This window comes from Bartonella sp. AP72JLCBS, from assembly GCF_042195705.1.
In the GTDB taxonomy this organism is placed as follows: domain Bacteria; phylum Pseudomonadota; class Alphaproteobacteria; order Rhizobiales; family Rhizobiaceae; genus Bartonella.
Genome location: NZ_JBHIOU010000010.1, coordinates 25,360 through 49,915, shown reverse-complemented (window position 1 = coordinate 49,915; position 24,556 = coordinate 25,360). Strand labels below are relative to the sequence as shown.

Below are 24,556 nucleotides of genomic sequence, written 5' to 3'. Positions count from 1 at the left end.
TATAATTATTATCAATATTTTGATTATAACCAAAATAGATATTTTATATTATTGCGCCAACAGTTGTGGTACCCATAAATAAATAGCATTGACATGCTGAATTAAGCCCCCCGCGTGCGGGTATGAGAAACATGAAGGTAGGGATTGTGATCGTCACAAACAGCAAGACTTAAGGTTTGCATTCAGGTGCATTTTTATATTTTTTACAAAAAGGGCTGTTCAAGCGCTTCTTGACACTGCGCCTCGGGATGACAGCGCCTGAACGACAAATCGGCAAGTTTTCGGCTCTAAAAGTATAACATGGTCCACCCGCTCTTGCTACCTCTTCATCTTTATAGCGGAAACCTGATTGAAGCATGCAAGCATAAGTTGTTGCTTTTGCATTGATGCTCTGCTTTCTGTTTTCTGGATCGACATCATAAGGAGTTGGCATACCACATTCTAACAAGCCTTTTCCTATCTCTGTAAAATCTGCTCCTGGTTTTTCCCAAGCAGTCAAATATCCTGAAGGAGGCTTATTAAACTGACATCCAGCTATACTTAACAAAGTTACAGCACTTAATAATTTTACGATGTGTTTCATTTTTTACTCCATGATCTAATTCAAGGCTTTTGTTCTAAATGAGATGTGCCATAAAATTTTTGGCATTTTGGACCCGCATCTCCAAGACAGGTATGGGGATTTATGGGATTTGTAGCCACTCTCTACCATTCTATCCAAACGTTACTGCCAGCAGGTATCGTTTCGTAGGTATAGCCATTACCGCCAATAATTCTGCTTACAAAGTCAAATTTATTCCCATCAAAACCTGTTTCATGCGTCTGTGAATGGCTGCTATGATGGTCTGTCATGCCAACAATCGTCATACTTTCCCCCATTACATTGATATCTTGACCAGAAATCAGATGAGAAGCAATAATCGTAACATCTCATTGTACATCCATATCAACATTGCCTGTTGCCTCAAGGATAGAGAGAATTGTTGTTGTGTGTGTTCAGAGCTATTGGAAGATTTCTCGTGTAAAAAGCCACTTTTCGATGATTTTTTTGCTGGTTGTAGTGTTCTTGAGCGCCTTTTATGGTAATATCGAATAATTTTGCACCGAAATACAGTTGCGGAGTGCATTTTGTCCGCCTCCACTTGTGATAAAAATTACTCTTGTATCAATATTAAAAAAATAAGTTTGATCCTTCCTCTTGTGAGAGCAATAAGAATCGTAAAACTGTCACACGTTCATTGTTCTCTTTAATTTACTCTTCTATGAGATTTTATTGTAATACCTTGCTGCTGTTTATTAAAGTTTTTGTAAAAACAATGATACAATGCCTCATGTAACTTTGTTATCCACTATTTTCTACCAACGCCAATCCTCTTTGAGAAAAAATACATAAAGAACTTTATCTTCGCTTCTAAAAGCAATAGTAATTTTCTAAACAACAAAATTTAAACAACCAATTTTTTAAAGAGCTAAAAAACAATTCTTACAATAACTTCTTTCGTGAAACAGAACTTCATTAATACGTTTAGAAAAAGATATCTGCCTATAATAATGTATCTGGTAAAATCTATTTGCACTGTTAGGCATTTTAACCTGAAAGACTTATATTGATGGCACAGCTCACCATCAAAAAAACGCCTAATATTTATATGATTTTGTCGTTACCGTAAACAATGGCTCACAAAAACTTCCAAAGCAAAATAATAACGAGCAGATTTTTTCAATCTAGATTGTTCTAACCTTTAGAGAAAACAATCAAACACCTGTTTTCCTGATGACATCAGCTATTTGTTTTGAGTTTTTTCTCTATTCACATTTTATTCAGCTTCTTTTGCTTAAAATTATAAAGTTTAAGTGCATAGAAACAAATAACGAGCCAAGCAATCCAAATAACACCTATAATTAAAACTGGTCGTGTCTCATCAAAGTACCATAGGAGAATAAAAATAAAAACCATAAATAAAATAGAAAAAATCGATCCTACTGGCCAAAATGGAATGGGAAATTTTAAACCATTCTGAGCTTCTTTAGGCATCTTAATTCGCATAAAAAATTGTGAAAGTAGAATCATCATCCAAACAAAAACTGTCGCAAATGTTGCCATTGCAGCAATAAGAAAAAAAAGCTTTTCATGATAAAAATAATTAAGGACAGCACCAAGAAGAAAAATACCGAAGATCATCAAAATAACAAAAACTGGTATACCGTTTTTTGATAAATATTGAAACTTTTTTAAAGCATAACCTTCCTGCGATAAACCATGGATCATACGACAAGCACCATACATTCCACTATTCATTGCTGAAATAGCCGCTGTAACAACAACAATATTTAAAATATTTGCTGCATATGAAATCCCAAGATTTTCAAAAATGGATACAAAAGGGCTATCCATGAGACCAATCTCATTCCAAGGATAAAGAGACATTAAAATAGCTAACGTCATGACGTAAAAAAGCAAAATACGAACTGGAGTAGAATTAATTGCCTTTGAAATCGTTTGATGAGGGTTTTGAACTTCCATAACTGCCATGCCAATGATTTCTATGCCACCAAAAGCAAAAACAACAACACTAAAGCAAGCTAAAAAACCAAACCAACCATTGGGAAAAAGTCCACCATTTTTCCATAAATTATGAACAGTAACGGTAGAAAAATCTGCACCTTCACCCCACCCCCAAAAAATAATTGCTATTCCTAAAATAATCATCGCAATGATAGCGATAACTTTAATAGAAGATAGCCAAAACTCTAGTTCACCATAGACTTCTACAGCCGCTAAATTAATACCTGTGATGATTAATGTAATACTCAGTGCCCATACCCAAGGAGCAACATCAGGATACCAAAACCCCATATAAGTCGCAAAAGCTGTAATATCAGCCAAACCAACAAGAATCATCTCAAATACATATGTCCATCCCGTTAAAAAACCTGCTAATGGTGATATGTAATTTGCCGCATAACGAGCAAAAGAACCAGGCAATGGATTATGAAGTATCATCTCTCCTAGAGCCCGCATAACCATAAAAATAGCTAAACCAGCAATACAATAGGCAATCAAAACACTGGGACCCGCAAGCTTAATTGCCTGTGCAGACCCATAAAAAAGACCTGTTCCAATAGCAGAACCAAGAGCTAAAAAAATAACTTGGCGCTTACTCATCCCTCTTTTCAGTTCATTTATTGCCATTTCTTTCCTTACTTTTTGAAATGCTGACAATCCACACCACGATAACAGCTCTATGAGAAATAAAGCCTCATGTTTCTTTCACAAATATATTTCAAAAAACATCGAAGACCAGCCAGTCCAACACTTTGCTCTAAACAATGAAAAAATACTTTTATTGCGAATTATTCAGCTTTTATAGCCTACAATTTCGTATTATTTTATTCAAATAAAGTGATAATGAATTTTTTCATAATTGTCATTTAATTCATTTCGTATTCTCTAGTTTTTTACAGAGAAAATTAACCTTAATATAATCTAAATTTTTAGGCTTCTATTTCAGTGCACTGAAATAGAAGCCTAAAAATTCATAACAAACACATTAACTATGCATACAATTAATTTTTTGTTACTTTAAGCCAACTCTCTTTGAGCTTATAAAAAAACTTTTTACGCCAATTGAATAGCTCAATTAATGATAATACGAATCTCGCAAGTTTTCAAAAGTATGAGAAAGTGTATCTACAACCCATCTTTTAAGGACTCCAGCTGCCTTAACGACAAGCTTTCCAATGAAAAAAAAATATACGGTAAAAAGAGCATCTTTGATTGTTGGTCCGATGATAGCGTTCTCCTTACCTCTGGGAATTTGCCCTGATATAGCAATAAAATCTTTGTTTTTCGCTGAAATAAGAGGCTCTTTCTCTTGGGCCACTATCATAATGAAAACTTCCTCTGGAAAGCTACCTCTCCTAAAATTTGCATGAATCTCAAGAATTTGAGAGAAAAAAAGAACTGTTATTGAAACACATAATTTAGCACTTTTAAACATTCCTTTCTCCTTTTTTATTTTAAATATCAAAAATGAACTATAAAATTCATAAAGTATTAACAAATAAGAATAATATAAAATAAAACTTTTATTTTTACTCGATACAATACATATATTATAATTTATATTTATATTTATAGAAATATAATATCACGGATATATAATTCGTGGATATTATTTAACTTATATTAAAATTTCTGATATAAATCAGAAAATATAGGTGCTTTAAGTTTATAGTTTCTATAAAATAACATAATATCTAGTTAACTACAAAAATCAGATATATACAGTAATAAATATATGATTTATTAAATAATTCAAATATTGTATCGCTCCTCTATATTTTCATATGAGGAAGTTTTAAAATTCAATATCCGCCCTTCAGCATTGACCTTCAAACAAATACTATTGAAAACTTAATGAAGGAAAAATTTTTTCTGGTAAAACAGATAATAAGTGCCCTTCACGCACAAGTATATGTGCTTGATGAAGATCTGGAGCCAGATAGCGATCTTCCTTAAGAGAAGCAACATTTTTTCGTAGACATTCCATAACAGATTGCAAAAAAGTACTTGTTTTTAAAGGTGCACGATATTCAATTCCTTGTGCTGCAACAAGCGTTTCAATGCCAATAAGTGTAAAAAGATTTTCGCTCATTACCAATAACCGACGCGCTCCATGGCAAGCCATTGAAACATGATCTTCTTGATTGGCAGAAGTTGGGGTTGAATCAACGGAAGCAGGATGGGCCATTTGCTTATTTTCAGACATTAAAGCTGCCGCTGTTACTTCAGCAATCATAAAACCTGAATTAAGACCCGCATTATGCGCTAAAAAAGCTGGAAGTCCATAAGAAACTGCTGGATCAACCATAAGAGCAATACGCCGTTGAGAAATAGATCCTATTTCACATAAAGCAAGAGCAATCTGATCAGCAGCAAACGCTACAGGTTCAGCATGAAAATTCCCACCTGATACAACTTCACCATTCCTTAAAATCAATGGATTATCTGTAACAGCATTTGCTTCAATAATCAGTGTTTTTGCTGCTGCCAGCAAAATATCAAAACATGCCCCCATGACCTGTGGCTGGCAACGTATACAATAAGGATCTTGTACACGCTCATCCCCCCGTAAATGTGCTGCACGAATTTCTGAATCCTCTACAAGCTTTTCTAATGTTTTCGATACAGCAATCTGCCCATAATGTCCTCGTAAAATATGGATATCAGGATGAAATGGCGCCGTTGATCCCATGATAGCATCTGTCGTCAAAGCCCCTGCCAACAATCCACCACACAATGCCCGATAACCTCGAAAAAGACCAGCAAGTGCAAGGGCTGTTGATGTTTGAGTTCCATTAATAAGAGCTAGACCTTCCTTTGCCTCTAAAATAATAGGGGACAATCCCGCTTTCTCTAATGCAACCGCCCCACTCATACGAATATTTTGAAAAAATGCTTCTCCTTCTCCCATCATAACAGCCGCCATGTGAGCAAGTGGAGCTAGATCACCTGAAGCACCAACAGACCCTTTTTCAGGGATGACAGGAATGACGCCCTTTGCAAGCATATTTTCCAGCAAATTTACCAATTCTAGACGAACTCCTGAAGCCCCTCTTCCTAAAGAGATAAGCTTTAAGCTCATTATCAAACGCACAATATTTTCAGCTAAAGGCTCTCCTACCCCACAACAATGGGACAAAATAAGGTTTCTCTGTAAAACAGCGACATCGTCCGCATCAATTTTAATGGAAGCCAACTTCCCAAAACCAGTATTAATACCGTACACAGGCTCACTTCCAGCAGCAATTTCAGCAATGCGTTGAGCCCCTTTCTCGATAGCTAAATGCGTGTCATTATGAAGTTTACTCACTTCACCATTAAAATAAATAGCTGCAAGCTCACTAAGCGTCACCTCGCTCGGTTTCAGTATAATAGTCATAATTTACTTTCTTTTTTTATCAAAGTATAACGTTTAGCATTATTGATCCTTCTATAAAACAAAAAAAACTATAACGACTCTTTAAAGCGAGAATGCTTTCTTAAAGGTATTCCTTACAATGGAGTTATTATCCAAAAGTAGAATAGTTTACGATAAATGAAAATGAAATATTGACAAACACAACCAAGTCATGGATTTCAAAAATAGATAAAGCTTTAATTTATAATCATAATCTAGCATGATTCATATTGAATGAGAGAGCGGAATATCTTAAAACTCTCTCATTCCAAATCTGTGTATGTTGAATCAATCAAAACCATTCGCTTGCACGTCATAAGCGAAATTGGCGTATGGATAAACTGTACAAAAAAGGACTACTCCTCTTATGAGCCGTGTCAAGAGCTGTCGCAACATTGGGAGATGAAAGTGTGGATGGTGCAGGCTTATTCTTTTATGAAGCGTAAAGATGAAAAAATCAATGGATTTATTATCAAGCTATTCTTACTAAACTTATAAAAACCTTAAATAGATAGCTGTCACAATCTATCATGATTGCAAAAATCAAACTCTATAGAAAATTAAAAAACTTATTCAACACATCACAACAGAGAAGAAATTGAGCTTATTTGCGACTTCTAAAATTGTATTTAAAGCGCCAGATTAAACCTTGAAAAACACATCTTCAATAAAACCACACAAGACTCGCCCTAACTCGTTATTTAAAATAAAAATAAAAGAAGTTTTCTTATATCAAAAATTTTAATTAACATATTGTTTTTATATTATATCTTCAAAAAAGAGAAATGCTCCATATAACATATTTATATTTTACTTTTTTGTTATATTGAATCTGAATTTAGAGATAATTTCAAAATGAGTTGTTTTTTAAAGGTGCTTCCAAGCCATTACCTTTTTTACTACAAATTTCTGATTATGATAATTTTTTGTACTTTTTCAGTTGTTTTTGTCAAAATTTATTAAAAACACTCTCATTTAATAACAAAAAACAATCATAAAAACAAAGAATTATCAAATATTTCTATTCAATCTACCTCTTCTTATTTTATAAAATAATCTGTTGTTAAACTGCAGTAAAAAAAGCGCTTCGATACTATAATGCACTGCATAAATTTTCTATTTAAACTCTCTCATATCAAGTGAACAATGAAAATCAGATATAATAAGATGTCAATTTGAGTGCTGAAGAAAAAGCATCCCCCTCAAAATCTGCCTTAATAAGGCGTTAATTTCCTGAATACCGCCTACTCTGATGTGCTAAAAAAGCAAAAGCAATCATCGATATCGGATTATCCTGCATACATATAGAGCTCACTTCGATACAAAAGCTCCAAATTGCCTTGCACTTCATATTTCTTTATCAATGCGACTAATTGCCGCAAATATTCTTCCCCATAGCAAGCAATAGCGCGTTGCACTTGCGTTGAAGAGCGGCTCATTCCAATAAAAGCTTCAGATGGGATCATCATCGTCCAATTGTGCGTATGAAAAAAAATCTTTTCTGGATCTACCCCAAAGCCACCACTCATTTCCTGTAAAAAATCAAAATTACGATAATACCGAGAATAGTTCGGACTCATTTTCTCTAACAATGTCTCATAAGACTCTAGAAATTCGCTATGCCTGAAATCACGATTATTTTGAATAACCGCCATGACACCATTGACTCGAAGTTGATCTGACACAAGACAAAGCAACTTGGGACGATCCATCCACTGAAACGCTTGCGCTGCAATGACAAGATCAACCTCGCCAATTTGAGGCAATAGGTCTTCGGCACGGCCCTGATACCACTGCACCGTAGGAAATTTTTTTCGCCCCTGCTTAATCATATCTGCCGATACATCGATAGCATGATATTGGTGCTCATTTCCTAAAAATTTAACAATTCCCTCTAATGCGATGCCTGTCCCAGCACCCACATCCACAATGGACAAATGCTTTTTGTTCTTAAAAGGATGGAGCATGGTTTTAAATAAAGTAAGGGGATAGCGAGGACGATCATAATCATTAGCCAATCCATCAAACTTTTCACTTTGCCGCTGAACACTTTCTATCATAGGACTTTCACCCTCCTTCTCAATTACTACCATACATAATTAAAAAGCCTTTTTTATCCAATGTATTAAACATAACTTCTAAAGGAGGAAAATAAGAACTGCCCTGACCTTCTATCTTTCCATAAGATTAATACTTACATTTTTCTCTTTTCCAATTTTTATCTGCACGTTGCAAAACCCAAAACTCCTACGAAAATAATATAATTTTCTGTAATAATAATTGATATAAATATTATTGAACTTTTATAAGATGACATCTATATTACTATGATTATTTTAATATCAACAAGTCACTTAAGCGTACCTAAAACGCATAGAGATATCAATTTATTGATAAATACGCCTGTTTATAAAGTTCAAAATACTTTCCACCAAGAAAATAAACCCTATATAATACATAAAATATCTGTGGAGACATCTTTATGTTAAATGTACAAACTTCTTCAATGTTTAAAATATTAAAAAAATTTCCAATCGTGATTTTTTTGGCATGGTTAGTGCCATTTTTAAGTGGGTGCGGATTTAATACGATACCAACAAATGAAGAAAAAGCACATGCAGCATGGAGTGAAGTGCTCAATCAATATCAACGTCGTACAGATCTCATCCCCAATCTTGTAGAAACAGTTAAAGCTTACGCAGCTCATGAACAAAGTGTTTTCACAAATGTAATTGAAGCACGTGCTAAAGCAACACAAGTCAACATTAATGCAGATATGTTGAATAATCCAGAAGTTATGCAGCAATATCTCAAAAATCAAGCAAATTTATCAAGTGCACTTTCGCGACTTATGGCTGTTGTTGAAAACTATCCGGATCTTAAAGCAAACCAAAACTTTCTTGCTCTTCAATCACAATTAGAAGGAACAGAAAACCGTATTTCCGTTGCGCGCCGCGATTATATTGAAACAGTACGTGCCTACAATACTGCACTCAAAACAATGCCGACGATGATTTGGGCAAAATTATGGTTTCGCGATGCTAAACCTATGCCAACTTTTACCATCGATACTGATAGCCAACAAACACCAAAGGTTAATTTTAATTAATGAAATCATTTCGATACTCTTTGCAACGTATTGTATTTCCACAATTATGGGCTTTTATCTGCTCTCTGTATTTAGTTGCTGCATTGGGAAGTATCGCTTGTTCGCAAATAAAATTTCCTCATTTAACAGGTTATGTTAATGATGTGGCTCATTTGCTCGATAATGCAACCAAGGAAGACTTGACAAAAAAACTGGCAGCACTCGAAGAGAAAACGGGAGATCAAATTGTTCTTGTAACACTCCCTACTCTTTCGGGCAACGATATAGAAACGTACAGCAATTCTCTTTTTCGTACATGGGGATTAGGCCAAAAGAAGATCAATAATGGTGTATTACTGGTCATTGCACCGAATGAACGCACAGCACGTATCGAAGTTGGATATGGTTTGGAAGGAGAGCTAACAGATGCTCTTTCCTCTGTCATTATTAATAGCTTCATGATTCCTAATTTTCGCGAAGGAAATTATCAAAAAGGAATTGCTGAAGCAGTTGATACAATTATCAAAGTTATTACAGAAAGTGATTCTGATTTTACTTTTCGCATCAAAGAAAAAGCTAAAATCGTTGAAGAACAACGTAAACAAGCTGAAAAAGAAGAAATGATTATAAATACAATCATGTTTCTCATTCTCTTTATAGTCGTTGGTTTGCCCATTCTTGCAATGATTTTTGGTAAAAAAGTGGGCCCACAAAAGTATCTCTGGCTGGGGATCATCTTCACACCTTGGTTTCTTAACTTAAGTGCCGGTGGCAGATATCCTGGTGGAAGGTTCGGTGGTCCTCGGGGTGGAGGGGGATTTAGGGGTGGTGGTGGATCATCTGGTGGTGGTGGTGCAACAGGAAGATGGTAAAAGGAACGTGGATTTTTAAGCGTAGCAAATCTTCTTAAGATAAAATTTATGAACGTATTCTCTTTTATTCAACAATTCTATACCTTACTCTATAATCACTTTTATTGATTACAAAATAAACTCAAACATCAAGATAAATATTACCAATGACATTTGAATTGAAACATACGGATCGTAATCACTTATCACATCATTTTAATGCAATTCTAGGAAATCCACCCGTTGAATGGAAGATAAGTGATCATCTAGTTGAGTATCCTGAAGCTCTGCGTTATATGCAAGAACGTGTAGAAAAAATTCTTGCAAAAACCGCGCATGAACAAGTTTGGCTTCTTGAACACCCTTCCCTTTATACAGCGGGAACGAGTGCAAATAAAAAAGATCTTTTGGCGCCTAATTTATTCCCTGTTTATGAAGCAGGACGAGGAGGTGAATTTACATATCACGGTCCAGGACAGCGTATTGCTTATATCATGCTTGATCTTAAACGCCGGAAACAAGACATTCGTGCTTTCATTAGTGCATTAGAAGAATGGATCATACAGATGCTTGCCAACTTTAATATTAAAGGCGAACGCAGAGAAGATCGCGTTGGTGTCTGGGTTAAACAGTCTCATTGCCCATCAAAACAAAATGATCTTTCTTCCGAAGATAAAATTGCAGCTATTGGCATTCGAGTGCGCAAATGGATAAGTTTTCATGGAGTTTCTATCAATGTTAATCCTAATTTAGCCCATTATTCAGGAATTGTTCCTTGTGGAATTACAAACCACGGTGTAACAAGCTTTCTTGATCTAGGTTGCCCTGTAGCAATGCATGATATTGATATTGCTCTCAAACACGCTTTTGAAAAAATTTTTGGTCCAACAATCGATGTTTCCTAAGTGCATTGATTTTTAAATAAAAAACAGGCATAAAATTATTTTAATAAATATTTGATTTTATGAGGTGGATAGTTAAACGCTATGAGCGATAACAAAAAGGATCTTTTTAGTGTTTTAAATAAAGCCCAATCTCGGGTAAATACAAAAGAAAACACTCTGCAGTCTCCAATGAAATCAAACGCGATGATTTCAAGAAAAAGTGCAAAAGATACGCAAGAAGATGACTATAATGCCCTCTCTATTCGAGTTCTTGAGGGTTTAGAGCCGGTACGTTTACGCCCTGGAATGTATATTGGTGGAACAGACAGTAAAGCGCTTCATCATTTATTTGCCGAAATTATTGATAACGCGATGGATGAAGCTGTTGCGGGTTATGCAGATTCTATTGAGGTCTCATTAGATAGGAACGGTTATATAACCGTTACAGATAATGGACGCGGTATTCCTGTTGAAAATCATCCTCAAATGCCTGAGAAATCGACTCTTGAAGTTATTATGACACAACTCCACTCAGGGGGAAAATTTGATGGAAAGGCTTATCAAACTGCAGGTGGACTTCATGGAGTAGGAATTTCTGTCGTCAATGCTCTTTCTGATGATATGGAGGTTGAAGTTGCACGAGAACGAAAACTTTACCGCCAACGTTTCTCACGCGGTATTCCTCAATCTGGATTGGAAGATCTGGGAGATGTTTATAATCGTCGTGGTACGCGCGTTCGTTTTCATCCTGATCATAAAATTTTTGGTGAAAAAGCAGCTTTTGATCCAGAAAAAATCTATAAGATGACATGCTCCAAAGCCTATCTTTTTGGTGGCGTAAAAATTCGCTGGTCTTGTGATCCCGTCATACTTGAAGGCGCAAAAAATATTCCTGAAAAAGCTGTTTTTCATTTTCCCGATGGGCTTAAAGACTATTTACTTTCGTCACTAAAAGATGAATATCGAGTAACGTCAGAAATTTTTTCTGGCAAAACACACCACAATAATGGCCATGGCTCCGTTGAGTGGGCTATCGCTTGGCATGGTGGTGATTCTTGTGTGCAATCTTACTGCAATACGATTCCTACAGGAGAAGGCGGAACACATGAAATAGGATTACGTCAAGCTCTTTTGCGTGGATTGAAATCCTACGCTGAGTTAATAGGAAACAAGCGCGCAACGATTATTACGTCTGACGATATTATGATTTCAACAGCCGCAATACTTTCAGTCTTTATCAGTAACCCTGAATTTGTTGGACAAACAAAAGATCGATTAGCAACCATTGAAGCACAGCGTATCGTTGAGAATGCAATCCGCGATCCCTTTGATCATTGGTTAGCAAATTCCCCACAAGAAGCAACAAAACTTCTCGATTGGGTTATTGAACGTGCTGAAGAACGTGTTAGACGACGCCAAGATAGAGAAATAAGTCGAAAAACTGCTGTCCGTAAATTACGTCTGCCCGGTAAACTTGCAGATTGTAGCCAGAACCATGCTGTGGGTGCTGAACTATTCATTGTTGAAGGGGATTCTGCAGGAGGATCTGCTAAACAAGCAAGAAATAGAGCAAACCAAGCAATTTTACCTCTTCGTGGTAAAATCTTAAATGTCGCCAGTGCTGCACATGAAAAAATGAACTCAAGCCAAACAATTAGCGATCTGATCCTTGCTCTTGGATGTGGAACACGCTCCAAGTATCGTGAAAAAGATCTCAGATATGAACGTATTATCATCATGACAGATGCTGATGTTGATGGTGCTCATATTGCGTCACTGCTCATTACCTTCTTCTTTCAAGAAATGCCTGACCTTATTCATCAGGGACATTTATATCTTGCCGTCCCTCCCCTTTATAGAATATCGCAAGGAGGAAAAGTTGCTTATGCTCGTGACGACATTCATAAGGATGAATTGCTCAAAACTGAATTTACTGGAAAAGCTAAAATCGAAATCGGGCGTTTTAAAGGGCTGGGTGAAATGCGCGCAGAACAACTTAAAGAAACGACTATGCATCCTCAAAAACGTACATTGCTTCGTGTTTCTATTGATGCCGTGGAAATGCAAGAAACAAAAAAGACTGTAGAAAGTCTCATGGGAACAAAACCAGAAGCACGATTTCGTTTCATACAAGAAAACTCTACTTTTGCTTCTAATCTAGACATCTAATGTAAAAAATATCCCTTTCAAACCACTGCAGCTGCGTCAATCACGCGCAGTTGCGGATTGATCGTTCCATTCCAATAATTCAAACTAAGATGACCAGCTAAATGAATCATTTCACCAATATTTTCAAAAAGAAAATCACCTAGCGATGTCCCTACAGCACGAAAAGCTATTCCTTGTAGTTTTTTTCCTTCAACATTAGATACAATGAGGCGAAGATGTCCTTTACCAACTTCAGATAGATTCACCAGTCGATGAGAGGGAAGAACAAAAATAGGTGTTGCATTCCCTGCCCCAAATGGCCCTGCTTTTTCAAGCAATTCAAACAGCGCTTCATTAACACCAGAAGCAGAAAGAGAACCATCTATACTAAGAGATTTTTTTGCACGCAACTGTGAAACCATTAAAGAAACTTTTTCCTCTAGCCATTTTCGAAAAATTTCAATTTTTGTTGATTGAATTGTAATTCCTGCTGCCATACTATGCCCCCCTCCTTTTTCTAATAAATTTAATGTAACAGCTTCACGAACGAGTGCTCCTAAATCTATACCATTAATTGAGCGTCCCGACCCTACGCCATTTCCATCTTCTTTCAAAGCAATAGCAAAAACAGGGCAAAAAAAACGCTCTTTGAGGCGGGAAGCAAGAATACCAATAATCCCCGGATGCCATTCTTTATGAGAAATGACAAGTGACAATGGTATTTCTTGATCTTGATAAAGAGAAGAAATGTAAGATTCCGCTTGTGCTAATTGAATATTCTCCATTTCTTGGCGTTCTTGATTAAGCCGATCTAATTGTTCTGCTATTCTGTCCGCTTCATCTTTATTCTCACAGCTAAGCAAACGTGCTCCCAAAGCTTGATCACCAATGCGCCCTCCTGCATTAATTCTAGGACCTAATAAAAAACCTAAATGAAAACTATTAAGCGGCTCCCCTATTCGTGCAACCTTTGTTAAAGCTGTTATTCCTAGATTATGCATAGAACGAGCAACTTGAAGCCCTTTTAACACAAAAGCACGGTTAACCCCCTGTAATGGAACGACATCACATATGGTTGCCAATGCAACAAGATCAAGCATACTTAAAAGATCAGGCAGCGGTCCTTGGAATTGTTTTTTCCGCAGCAAATGATGAACCCAAGCTAACGTAACAAAAACAACGCCAGCTGCACATAAATGCCCCTGTTTAGAAAAATCATCAGGACGATTAGGATTGACAAGAGCAACAGCTTCTTGATGAATCTCTGACATTTGATGATGATCTAAAATCACAACATCAGCACCAGCAAGCCTCGCTGCTTTTACGGCATCAGGACTGTTTGCGCCACAATCAACAGTGATAATTAACCGAGCGCCTTCTTGCACAAGCATTCTCATTGCTTGTTCATTCGGACCATAGCCTTCAACAATACGATCAGGAATATAAATTTTGACTTCAATACCAAAATAACGAAAAAAACGTGCTATGAGTGCCGATGAACAAGCACCATCAACATCATAATCACCAAACACAGCAACCTGTTCTTGATTGAGAAGAGCCTTAACAATGCGCTCTGCAGCGCATTGCATATCCCTAAAACTTTCTGGATCAGGCATAAGCGTACGCAATGTTGGATTAATAAAAGCAACAGCCTCAGCTTCATCCACATCTCTTGCTGAAAGTACTCGAGCTAACTGATCTGGAAAGCCAAATTTTTGAGAAATAGCGCGCGCGTTATTTATCCCTTGAATATCAAGGGCATCTAACCAAGCTTGACCACAAGCAGAAGATTCAACATTGAGAAAATAACGAGACCACTGCATTATTTCTTATTTTATAATGAAGAACGATAAAATACAATCATGCGTTAAAGATAAAATAGTCTTTTGCAACATTCATTTTAAGTTTAAATGGTCTACAAACTTCTTTTAATGGGGTATTATAATACCTTTCTTGTAACATGTTGTTTTATAAAGTTTTTATTTTCTCTTGACGTCAATCAAAAGACATTATATCAGAGCAAGTAGTATGCGTTAAATATTTCGCTATGGTAACAATTTTCAACGCAAAACAGTAAAAATTCCCTTATATTAAAAGGGTTCTAATAAAGGATACTTCTATGGCAACTTTTTCACAAAAGCCAACTGAAGTGGTGAAAAAATGGGTTATTATTGACGCAGAAAACCTTGTTTTGGGTCGTCTTGCCACATTTGTTGCTAACCGCTTACGTGGCAAACATAAAGCTACATTTACTCCACATGTTGATGATGGTGACAACGTTATTGTCATTAATGCAGATAAAATAGCTCTCACTGGCAAAAAATATACGGATAAAAAATATTATTGGCATACCGGCTATATTGGTGGAATCAAACAACGTACAGCACGTCAACTTCTTGAGGGGCGTTTTCCCGAACGCGTTATTGAAAAAGCAGTAGAGCGCATGATTCCTCGAGGGCCCCTTGGTCGCCGTCAATTGAAGAATCTACGTGTTTACGCTGGAAGCCAACATCCACATGAAGCACAACAGCCTGAATCTCTTGACGTTGGTGCTTTAAACCGCAAAAACAAAAGGATTGCTTGATTATGGCTGAAATTAATTCTCTTTCTGAGCTTAGCATAGTAACAAGTATTACAGAAACACATGAAAATGTTGTTCCTGTTCACGTGCAGAAGCTTGATTCACAAGGACGTGCTTACGCAACAGGAAAGCGTAAAGACGCTGTTGCGCGTGTATGGATTAAACCAGGTTCTGGAAAAATCACGATCAACAATAAGGAATTTGACAAATATTTTGCTCGTCCTGTTCTTAGAATGATTCTTCGTCAACCAATTGTTGCAACAAATAGGGATACCCAGTTTGATATTATTGCAACCGTTGCAGGCGGTGGTCTTTCTGGACAAGCCGGTGCAGTGCGCCATGGCATTTCCAAAGCTTTAACCTATTACGAACCAGAACTTCGCTCAATCTTGAAAAAAGGTGGGTTTCTTACCCGTGATAGTCGTGTTGTTGAACGTAAAAAATACGGTAAAGCAAAAGCACGTCGTTCTTTCCAATTCTCAAAGCGTTAATTTCAATTTTTGCAATGCATAAAGCCTCGGACAAAAACGGGGCTTTTTTAAACTGCTAAAACAGACTTTTAGATGAATGTAGGAACAAATCTATACCGATTAGAAAAAACAAGAATGCAAAACAACCTCTTCTCTTAAGATAAAAGGCAAGAAAAATAGACCGAAAAAATTCAAAACTTCAGTTTCAATTTTTTAAATCTGTTTTACTAACTTGTAATATATCGACGTGCTAAAGCACAAAAATATTTACGCGACAACTTTAGCAATCTTATAAGCTTTTCAATATTTTTTCTATCATCACTTAACAAGCTTTAGTCCAAGAAATGCTTTACCATTGTAATAAAATGAGGGACAGAAATAGGCTTTGACATATATTCTTCACATCCACTGGCACGAATTCGCTCCTCATCGCCTTTCATAGCAAAAGCTGTTACAGCAACAACGGGGATTGATCGAAGTTCTTCATCTTCTTTTAATTGTTTAATAACATCTATTCCAGAGACCTCTGGCAACTGGATATCCACAAGGATAAGAGATGGCATTGATGAACGCGCCAAATCTAATGCCATAAGACCATTACGTGTTTCAACGGTTTCATAACCACTCGCTTCTACAAGATCGCGAAATAACTTCATATTAAGCTCATTATCTTCCACGATCATGACTTTTTTTGACATTCGTATAACTCCACCCTTCTCAGATAAAATAGAGAAATAGAAATGAATCCACATTCTCTTTGCTTAAGATAAAATGATAAAATGAATTGTAAACCACAAAGAGATTAAAAGATTCCAATAAAAGCATTTTTGCAAATATTTGTAAGACGCATCGCTATACTTATTCAGTTCATCAACATAAAACCCACAAATAGTCGTAAGATTGTGTGACCTTGTATTTTTTGAGTTGATATACAAAGTTTATGGATATCTCAATTAATGCATTCGCGTTTTCATCATAAAAAAAATATCAACCACAAACTTAGCTCAAATGCGCATTTTGAAGAGAAAAAAATTTAAGTAAATTTAAAAAGCAACTGATTAGCTGAATTTAATGCACCATATACTGGCATCCACAAAACAATATCTTAATGATATAAAAGGATAAACTTATCAAGGTCATTAAGATTAAAAAAAATAAATAAACCGTGATTAAATATCACGGTTTATTTAATATAAAACATTCAATAACAGCATAATTCAAAGTTTATCAAGGATAATATCTTTTAATTCAAAGCCCATGAACTATGAGCAAAAGCATCGAATGTTCTTCCACCTGTCTCTCTGTTAGGACTCGGTGGCTTTCTAGTAAAGAAATATACAAGATATGCGATGAGACCAAAAATCGCTGTCTCCAACCCCATTAAACCCGCAACTTTTTGGACATTTTTCTCAGCCCCTTGTCCTCCAAACTGGCTAATAATCATATCAACAGCTTTAATAACTCTATTTTCCTGTGTCATTACAGAAATAAAACCAGCATTTTGAAATCTGCCATTTAAAGAATCAGCATTGGCTCTTAAAATCTGTGAAAAGAAAATCGCTACTGCAACAAAACATACTATACAATGCTTGAATATTTTCATCATAACCACCTAATTACAACATTTAGTAAAATAAATTTTCTTTACCGCCCCCTCTAAATAGAAAACATTCCGTTATCTATCGATAAAGTATATTTATCTTCTGATAATAAAAATATAATACAAAATTTAATTAATAATTTTATTTTAATTGTTATTTTTATATTATATTACACTTACAATATATCCGTTACATGTTTATTTAATAATTGTCAATTATTTTATTTGTACTTTACATTATGTAGTTTAATGATAAAAATATGTTAAAATAAAATTATTTTATTGTTTTTATTATAAATTTAGCTTTATTATCATAAATATTATTATGATTTTATAATATATAAAAATATCAATATGTTGTTTTTTAGTTACACATAATGTTTTTATTTTTTGTATAATATAGTAAAATAAATATTTTTATAAAATAATTTTTCCTTAGGATAGATTGAGAAAAAATATTTGCCCCAGCTACAATTAGCGTAAGCACCAGCTTAACTCTTTGATTGAAAAAGCTAAATTAGGTAAGATAAGGGATAACTTTGGTGAATGCGCCAAATCTAATGCCATAAGCTATTACGCATTTCAACGATTTCACAGCCATGCGTTTCTACAAGAACGTGGAATAATTTTAATAAAGTTCATTGTCTTCCACAATTATAAATTTCTAACATTAATATAATTCCACGACTTTAAGATAAAATAGAGAAATAAAAATGAATACACCTTCTTTCTAACCAAGATAAAATGATTAAAAATATAAATCATAAAAAATTTAATAATGTCCAATAAAAGCATTTTTGCAAATATTTGTAAGACGCATCGCTATACTTATTCAGTTTATCAAAATGATAATCTAGAATAGCCGTAAAATGATGTGATCGTATATTTTTTGAGTTAATACGAAAAATTTATGGATATTCAAATCAGCTCATGCCCCTTTTCATCTTAGAAAAGATATCAATCGCGAAAATTAACATAGATATATATTTTGGAAAAAAATTTAAATAACGTTGATATGGATAGATTATTTGCTAGCAAACAATCTTCTCTATTAAATCAGAGTGTTCACTACTGTGATATTGTAATCTCAATCACGACAACACTTCAATAACAGACTAAAATATAGATTCACTATAAGCTTAAAATAAAAATTTTGGAATTGATCATACATACAATGAATGAACCGTAAAATACAAAAGTAATCATAACACTAGAAAATGAAAAAGCTTATCACTCTTGTTCACTATTCCTTCCTCTCTCATTTTTTCTGTGTTATTTTTAAAGTCTTGTAAAAGATATGAATTACATGCAAAAAAAATTAGCCCTTTGTAATCTCTACGCCATCAATCACATTAGTTTTATTAATGATAAGCAATAACATTTGTATAGCTCTAAGCTTAGAGAGCAAAACCAGATTAAAGTATCATTTTTATTTATTGTAAAGAGGATGTAAAACTCCATTTTTCTCTTATCATTGTTAATGAAAAATTGAAAAATGAGCTTATTAATATTAAAAAAATAGAAAATAATTTTTTAAAAAATAATATCTTATTTAATTACTTTTTAAAATAATATAAATATATTATGTTTATATTGTATATATTTAATTAAATAATAATATTTATAATAACACTAAAATATTACATAATAATTATCTTTATATTAAATAAAATCATAACATAAAATAAGAAATTCACAATAAAATTAGGTATAATTCCATTAGTTAACAAGTACAACAAAGAAATATATTTAATTATGTTATTGAACTCAGTTGCGTTGCCATCGTTTTTGCCTGCTTGGATTGGTGAATCCTTTTATTTCCAAGCAATTATTAACTGAATTTTGACTGCTCAGCATGCTGAAAAATCTCTATGTGATTGTTGTCTTGATAATTGCTATCATGTTGTTTGGCGAAGCTCTTAGCTTTCTATCGGGCAACTTAAAAGCTTTATTCTGTCAATTTTCTTATTGTTTAAGCAAAAACTCATCCACGTAATAATATATTGAATGTACCAACAAAATCCGCACGAATAACCACATTTTGCACATATAAAAATTACCCATCTTTGACAATTTTTTAGCACTATAAACGCAACAAAAATAAATTTTGCTCGGAGAAGAAAGCACTACTAATATTGTACACCATCTTACCATTGGCTTGTGTCATCAAGCAGCCATCTAAACTCAAACTAATCTAAAACCAAGAAATTTAATTCTCTGATTTTTATTGTAAATTCTTTGCTCATAGCTATAGAAATACAACCGATTTTATGCATGAATATGTCTAATAAAAAATCCTCATGTGTAAATTTTACATGCCTTATACCGCCAGCATAAATAACGATATTTTACAGTACGATAGAATTTTCACTCAATTTTTTATTTTTATAATCATGCTGACTTTCATCTCATCCCCCTAATCCATTAAATTTACGCATTGTTTTCTTATAACTTATGAAAGTCATGACCATGGAAAGAAAAGCGCTCAACAGAAGATATCCAATATTCCATTCGCCTTTACCAAGCAACAATGACACAGGCAAGGAAGCAGAAAAAGCCATGGGAAGCATAAACAAAAGCCATTTTACGATGCTTAAAGGATAAATTCCTATTGGCACAAATGAAAGCTCATAAATCATTTCATGAAAATATTCGACAGGCATCTTACGGCTAATAATAAATGTTATAAAATTGAACATCAGAAAAAAACAAATATTGACAATAAAAACACAAAATATTGCAACAACAAAAGAGATCCATCTTAGCTTAAGATCAGAAATATTCGGTAATGATACAAATAAATAGGCACTAACATAAAGGACAAAGAGCTTGATCAAATTAAGAGGTTTACACCAACCAAACAACATCAACAACCAAATTGAAACGGGCTTTATCAAGTATGGTTCAATTTTACCATCCGCTACTTTTTCAAAAAACGTTTCAATAGAATTAATAAAAATATTCAAAAATATTCCAAGTAAAACAAAGACAACAAAGATAAAATGGATTTCATCTCTGCTATAGTTACCGATCTTTCCTGAAAAAGAAGATACTCTATCAATAAATATGAATTGAATAAAATAATAGCATAGAGAAAGAATAAACTCCCCAGCCAAATTCTTACCATAAACAATCTGTCGGCGGATATTCAGACTGATAAAATGAAGGATGATTTTCATCTCAACCACCTGCTCCATTATATGCTTTCATCCCTTTATTCCAAGCGATATAAATTAAGAATAAAAAACACAAAATATAAGTAAAACTTCCGAAAATAAACTGCTGAAACAACGCTAAATTTTGCGTCGCGAAAAACTCGGCAGGAGCGGATATCATGAAACGATAAGGATTAAATTGCATAAGCGGAATAAGCCACACCGGCCAAAAAGATGGTGGTAAAAGAACACCCCCAAGAAGCGCTGAACTAAGAATACTAAAAGAGAGTAATATATTGTACTCAATCACCCAAAAGCTTAATAAAGCAATTCCAAAAGAGATTAAAAAACAAAGCAATTGTGATAGAATAACAACCAGAAAAAAGAACAGAAAAGCGATGACCAATCCCAGAATATTTTCATAGGATAAAACAAGCTTAACAATAAAAAGAGCCAATAATGGGATGCTATATAATACACTCTCCCCTAAAAAAGTAAAAAGCATTTGTGTCATATAACTAAAGGGCTTTGTAAGATATACTTCTAATTGGCCTTCTTTAACATGATGAGAGAAAAACTTAATCACATTATAACCATTATTTAAGCGACCTAGGACTAAAGCAAAAGCATAATAATACATCATATCATAAAAGCTAAAGCCATTTATGGTGTTGCCCGTATCAGAGAAAAGTGCATTCCATAATAGAAGTTGAATAACAAATGGCGAAAGTGTCCCAATGATAATATCGGTAAAAAACATTGCTCTATCACTTAGAACAGTGAGTAATCCATTCTTGGCAAAAAGAAACATACCAAAGCAGTGGTTAGATAAATTCTTTAAATTTAACACGGAGCATCTCTTCAAGCGAGGGAGTGGATACAGAGAACGTACAGTTCAATTTGGTTGTAATTTCGCGTACAAAACGCGCAAAATCCTCACGGGGCAGCGAAACCTCCAGCGAGCATTCTTCAGCGTTAAAGTGCTTATCTTTTAAAGAAGTAGATAATTTCAACGCAATCTCATCAATTTTTTCTACAACAGCTGAAGGTACAGCCATGTGTTCACAAAAAAACGTTATTCTCACCAAAGAAGGAATGACATTTTTAAGCGCGTGAAGATTACCATGAAACTGTTTCTTTCCTTTATGCAAGAGAATAATATCATCAACGTATCCATCAATATCTCCCATATCATGACTTGTGATGATATACCCAGTGCCACGCTCCCTTTTCAGTTTTTTAAGAAGCTCCCTGATTTCATGCTTAGATGTAAGATCAAGACCAATACTTGGCTCATCGAGAAACAACAGTTTAGGTCTAAAGGAGAGATTAAATGCCAATTCACTTTTCACTCTCTCACCCAGACTAAGCATCCGCACTGGCTTATCCATAATATGCTCAAGACCCAGTAACTCAGCGATCTCTTTAAGATCACGGGTAAAAGAGGCGCGTTCAAGACCATATAATGGTTGAACCATATCCAGACTGTAGCGTAAGGGCAAATCCCACCATAAACAATTCTTATGACCAAAGACCACACCCAAAGACTTGAACAGATTTTTCTTCGCTTTATAAGGATCAACACCAAGGACTTTAACACATCCCTCATCAGCGTATTGTATACCAGAAAGTATTTTAATCAGTGTCGATTTACCCGCTCCGTTAGGGCCAAGAATTGCTAACGATTGCCCTGAAAAGAGGGTGAAACTCATGTCTTTTAACACATGATGATTTGTATAAACCGGCTTGAAGAGAGAAAAGACCTTGTTTTTAAAACCAATTCCTCTGTCAATGTTGCGATATATTTTTGAGACGTTATTAACGTCAATCAATAATGATCCCATCAGTCACTCCTAATTTCAACTTATCCCCCCTTTGAATGTTTCCATAATAAATATCTGTTTTTGTTCACTAGAAAAAACAGAAGTGTTCAAGCCCTCCTTAGAGCAATAAAACGCGTCTGACGTTTTATCTCCAATTTTTTGTCTAGATATTTTTTCAATGTGATGAGTTCACTTCAATGAAGCATTAAGATACTAAAAACTTATTTCTTCTTTTATGAAAGATAATCTTTTGGATAAACTAAGTAAGTAGAAAAATAATTGGTCATTGAAAGGAGAGCTTTGCTAAGAAGGCTTCATTGTGTAAGCAAAGATACAAAGCATAAATCTATACTATAAGCATATCAAACCACATTGATAACAAAACAAAAATCCTTGACAATAGGAATTTTTTGAGAGGCTACTTTCCCTCAGCATTACTATAAAATGCCTCCATTATTCCCCATGAAAAAACTAAAATTGCTTTCACTATTTTAGTAAATATCTTTCAGATTTTATCTAACTCATCTCCCTCAACAGACACGCCTCCCCAATATATGACCTCTGTAGATAATTCAAAGGAGCAGCTTCATAAACTCAGATTATTAAACGATACATCATATCCAAAATAACAATACAATCAATATGGATAAAGATCTGTAGAAAGAAAGCCATGATATTCGAAAATTTCATCACTCAAAAACACAATTTTCTCATAGCGATCGACTTATCAAAAACTTTCTTCAAATGATGCCCTATTCATCTTATCAAATTTATAGATAAAATTTGTATCAATCAAAAAGAACAAATGAAGTTTGTTTAGTCGGTTTCAGCATCACTCTCATTAAAAGATAAAAGATTAAAACTTTGGACCATATGAGGTGGTAAAGGTGCAACAATGTCCAATATTCCTCCTGAAGGATGCGGAATACGAATACGACGTGCATGAAGATGAAGACGATTTTGAATTCCTCCTGGTAATGTCCAATTACTATCAGAAAAAAAATACTTTGTATCGCCAATGATAGGATGATCCATATGGGCTGCATGCACACGAAGCTGATGTGTTCTCCCTGTATAGGGTTCCATTTCAAGCCACGAAAGAGCCCGCCCTCGCGTATCTAAAACGCGATAGTAGGAAACCGCATGATATGAATCTGGTTCCCCATGTTCACAAACACGCATTTTGTCACCTTGTGCAGTCATTTCCTTAACCATCCACGTTGAAATTTTGTCCTGCTTTTTTTTAGGCACACCCCGAACCAACGCCCAATAAGTCTTTTTTGTTTCTCGCGCTCTAAAAGCAGCAGTTAAGGACTGAGCAGCTCCCCTTGATCGCGCAACAATAAGCACACCCGACGTCTCACGATCAAGACGATGAACCAAACGCGGCTTTTCACCTTTTTTATTGCGCCATACCTCAAGCATACTATCCATATGACGTGTTAAACCAGAGCCTCCTTGTACAGCCAATCCAGCTGGTTTATTAAAAACAAATACCTTTGGATCTTCATAAAGCAGCATTTTTTTCAAAACGGTCCCATCATCCTGCCCACGAAGTGTTTTATCCGTTATTGAAAGACTCTCCTTGTCATTAATAGGGAGAGGTGGAATACGAACAGCTTGCCCTATACAAAGACGCGTATCAGCTTTAACACGTCCACTATCAACCCGTATCTGACCAGAACGCAACAATTTTTGCAAAGCTCCAAAACCAAGTCCTGGATAATGCACTTTAAACCAGCGATCTAAGCGCATTCCATTTTCATCTGCCTCAACTTTTTTTATTTCTATGCCTGCCATGAAAATTCCCTTACCTGATAATTTTATTGATCTATTTTTGCGCCTTTATAAACACAAAAATTCATATTTTAGTTGGTTTTATCACACCATATTACAGTTAGTATCCAAAATTTCCTTTTCTTAACGTCCAAATTTTATTAGCTAAAAACTAAGCGTTGTAAAAATCAACAGCCTTTACGCTTAATAGCGAATG

At 34.9% G+C, this 24,556-nt stretch carries 19 protein-coding genes; 6 read left to right on the top strand and 13 right to left on the bottom strand.

The annotated features are described in order from the left end of the window. Positions 1 to 169: 169 nt before the first annotated feature. From ACFILO_RS06670 to ACFILO_RS06645, 6 genes are all read right to left on the bottom strand, one after another. Positions 170 to 583, bottom strand: a complete 414-nt coding sequence (locus ACFILO_RS06670; RefSeq protein ID WP_375613122.1) for a hypothetical protein — start codon at positions 581 to 583, stop codon at positions 170 to 172. Positions 584 to 705: 122 nt separating this feature from the next. Then, positions 706 to 867 (bottom strand): hypothetical protein, encoded by a 162-nt coding sequence (locus ACFILO_RS06665; RefSeq protein ID WP_375613123.1) that lies wholly within the window; start codon positions 865 to 867, stop codon positions 706 to 708. Between the two features lie 943 nt (positions 868 to 1,810). Then, on the bottom strand, positions 1,811 to 3,193 hold the full coding sequence (locus ACFILO_RS06660; protein ID WP_375678027.1) for an amino acid permease: 1,383 nt from the start codon (positions 3,191 to 3,193) through the stop codon (positions 1,811 to 1,813). 448 nt (positions 3,194 to 3,641) lie between these two features. Further along, positions 3,642 to 4,031: a hypothetical protein gene (locus tag ACFILO_RS06655; protein WP_375632399.1), complete on the bottom strand. Its 390-nt coding sequence runs from the start codon at positions 4,029 to 4,031 to the stop codon at positions 3,642 to 3,644. Between the two features lie 375 nt (positions 4,032 to 4,406). Then, the gene (hutH, locus tag ACFILO_RS06650; protein WP_375678026.1) at positions 4,407 to 5,945 is read right to left on the bottom strand and encodes a histidine ammonia-lyase; all 1,539 of its coding nucleotides are present in this window, start codon (positions 5,943 to 5,945) and stop codon (positions 4,407 to 4,409) included. A 1,307-nt stretch (positions 5,946 to 7,252) separates the two neighbouring features. Next, positions 7,253 to 8,023 carry a class I SAM-dependent methyltransferase gene (locus tag ACFILO_RS06645; RefSeq protein ID WP_375652835.1) on the bottom strand — a complete coding sequence of 257 codons (771 nt, stop codon included), beginning with the start codon at positions 8,021 to 8,023 and terminating at the stop codon, positions 7,253 to 7,255. Between the two features lie 422 nt (positions 8,024 to 8,445). Between ACFILO_RS06645 and ACFILO_RS06640 the strand changes: the two genes are divergently transcribed. From ACFILO_RS06640 to parE, 4 genes are all read left to right on the top strand, one after another. Continuing rightward, entirely contained in the window at positions 8,446 to 9,072 is a 627-nt protein-coding gene (locus tag ACFILO_RS06640) for a LemA family protein (RefSeq protein WP_375633780.1), read from the top strand. Further along, the gene (locus tag ACFILO_RS06635) at positions 9,072 to 9,923 is read left to right on the top strand and encodes a TPM domain-containing protein (RefSeq protein WP_375678025.1); all 852 of its coding nucleotides are present in this window, start codon (positions 9,072 to 9,074) and stop codon (positions 9,921 to 9,923) included. Before ACFILO_RS06640 ends, ACFILO_RS06635 begins: the two co-directional genes overlap by 1 nt. Before the next feature lie 146 nt (positions 9,924 to 10,069). After that, positions 10,070 to 10,807, top strand: coding sequence for a lipoyl(octanoyl) transferase LipB (gene lipB, locus ACFILO_RS06630; RefSeq protein WP_375632403.1), 738 nt, complete (start codon positions 10,070 to 10,072; stop codon positions 10,805 to 10,807). 81 nt (positions 10,808 to 10,888) lie between these two features. Then, positions 10,889 to 12,955, top strand: a complete 2,067-nt coding sequence (gene parE / locus ACFILO_RS06625) for a DNA topoisomerase IV subunit B (RefSeq protein ID WP_375678024.1) — start codon at positions 10,889 to 10,891, stop codon at positions 12,953 to 12,955. 17 nt (positions 12,956 to 12,972) lie between these two features. Here the strand turns inward: parE and recJ are convergent, their stop codons facing one another. Further along, the gene (recJ, locus tag ACFILO_RS06620; protein WP_375678023.1) at positions 12,973 to 14,757 is read right to left on the bottom strand and encodes a single-stranded-DNA-specific exonuclease RecJ; all 1,785 of its coding nucleotides are present in this window, start codon (positions 14,755 to 14,757) and stop codon (positions 12,973 to 12,975) included. Between the two features lie 296 nt (positions 14,758 to 15,053). Between recJ and rplM the strand changes: the two genes are divergently transcribed. Beyond that, on the top strand, positions 15,054 to 15,518 hold the full coding sequence (gene rplM / locus ACFILO_RS06615) for a 50S ribosomal protein L13 (RefSeq protein ID WP_015856544.1): 465 nt from the start codon (positions 15,054 to 15,056) through the stop codon (positions 15,516 to 15,518). A gap of 2 nt (positions 15,519 to 15,520) precedes the next feature. Then, positions 15,521 to 16,006 (top strand): 30S ribosomal protein S9, encoded by a 486-nt coding sequence (gene rpsI, locus ACFILO_RS06610; protein WP_015856545.1) that lies wholly within the window; start codon positions 15,521 to 15,523, stop codon positions 16,004 to 16,006. 311 nt (positions 16,007 to 16,317) lie between these two features. Here the strand turns inward: rpsI and ACFILO_RS06605 are convergent, their stop codons facing one another. From ACFILO_RS06605 to ACFILO_RS06580, 6 genes are all read right to left on the bottom strand, one after another. After that, positions 16,318 to 16,683, bottom strand: a complete 366-nt coding sequence (locus tag ACFILO_RS06605) for a response regulator (RefSeq protein WP_273724078.1) — start codon at positions 16,681 to 16,683, stop codon at positions 16,318 to 16,320. Positions 16,684 to 17,228: 545 nt separating this feature from the next. Then, positions 17,229 to 17,588 carry a hypothetical protein gene (locus ACFILO_RS06600; protein WP_375613153.1) on the bottom strand — a complete coding sequence of 120 codons (360 nt, stop codon included), beginning with the start codon at positions 17,586 to 17,588 and terminating at the stop codon, positions 17,229 to 17,231. A gap of 2,405 nt (positions 17,589 to 19,993) precedes the next feature. Next, positions 19,994 to 20,782, bottom strand: a complete 789-nt coding sequence (locus ACFILO_RS06595) for an ABC-2 family transporter protein (RefSeq protein ID WP_375613131.1) — start codon at positions 20,780 to 20,782, stop codon at positions 19,994 to 19,996. Further along, on the bottom strand, positions 20,766 to 21,590 hold the full coding sequence (locus ACFILO_RS06590) for an ABC-2 family transporter protein (protein WP_375629019.1): 825 nt from the start codon (positions 21,588 to 21,590) through the stop codon (positions 20,766 to 20,768). Before ACFILO_RS06590 ends, ACFILO_RS06595 begins: the two co-directional genes overlap by 17 nt. Continuing rightward, positions 21,565 to 22,584, bottom strand: coding sequence for an ATP-binding cassette domain-containing protein (locus ACFILO_RS06585; protein ID WP_375613133.1), 1,020 nt, complete (start codon positions 22,582 to 22,584; stop codon positions 21,565 to 21,567). The genes ACFILO_RS06590 and ACFILO_RS06585 overlap by 26 nt, the downstream gene beginning before the upstream one ends. A gap of 795 nt (positions 22,585 to 23,379) precedes the next feature. Continuing rightward, positions 23,380 to 24,363 carry an RluA family pseudouridine synthase gene (locus ACFILO_RS06580; protein WP_375613134.1) on the bottom strand — a complete coding sequence of 328 codons (984 nt, stop codon included), beginning with the start codon at positions 24,361 to 24,363 and terminating at the stop codon, positions 23,380 to 23,382. Between the last annotated feature and the right edge of the window lie 193 nt (positions 24,364 to 24,556).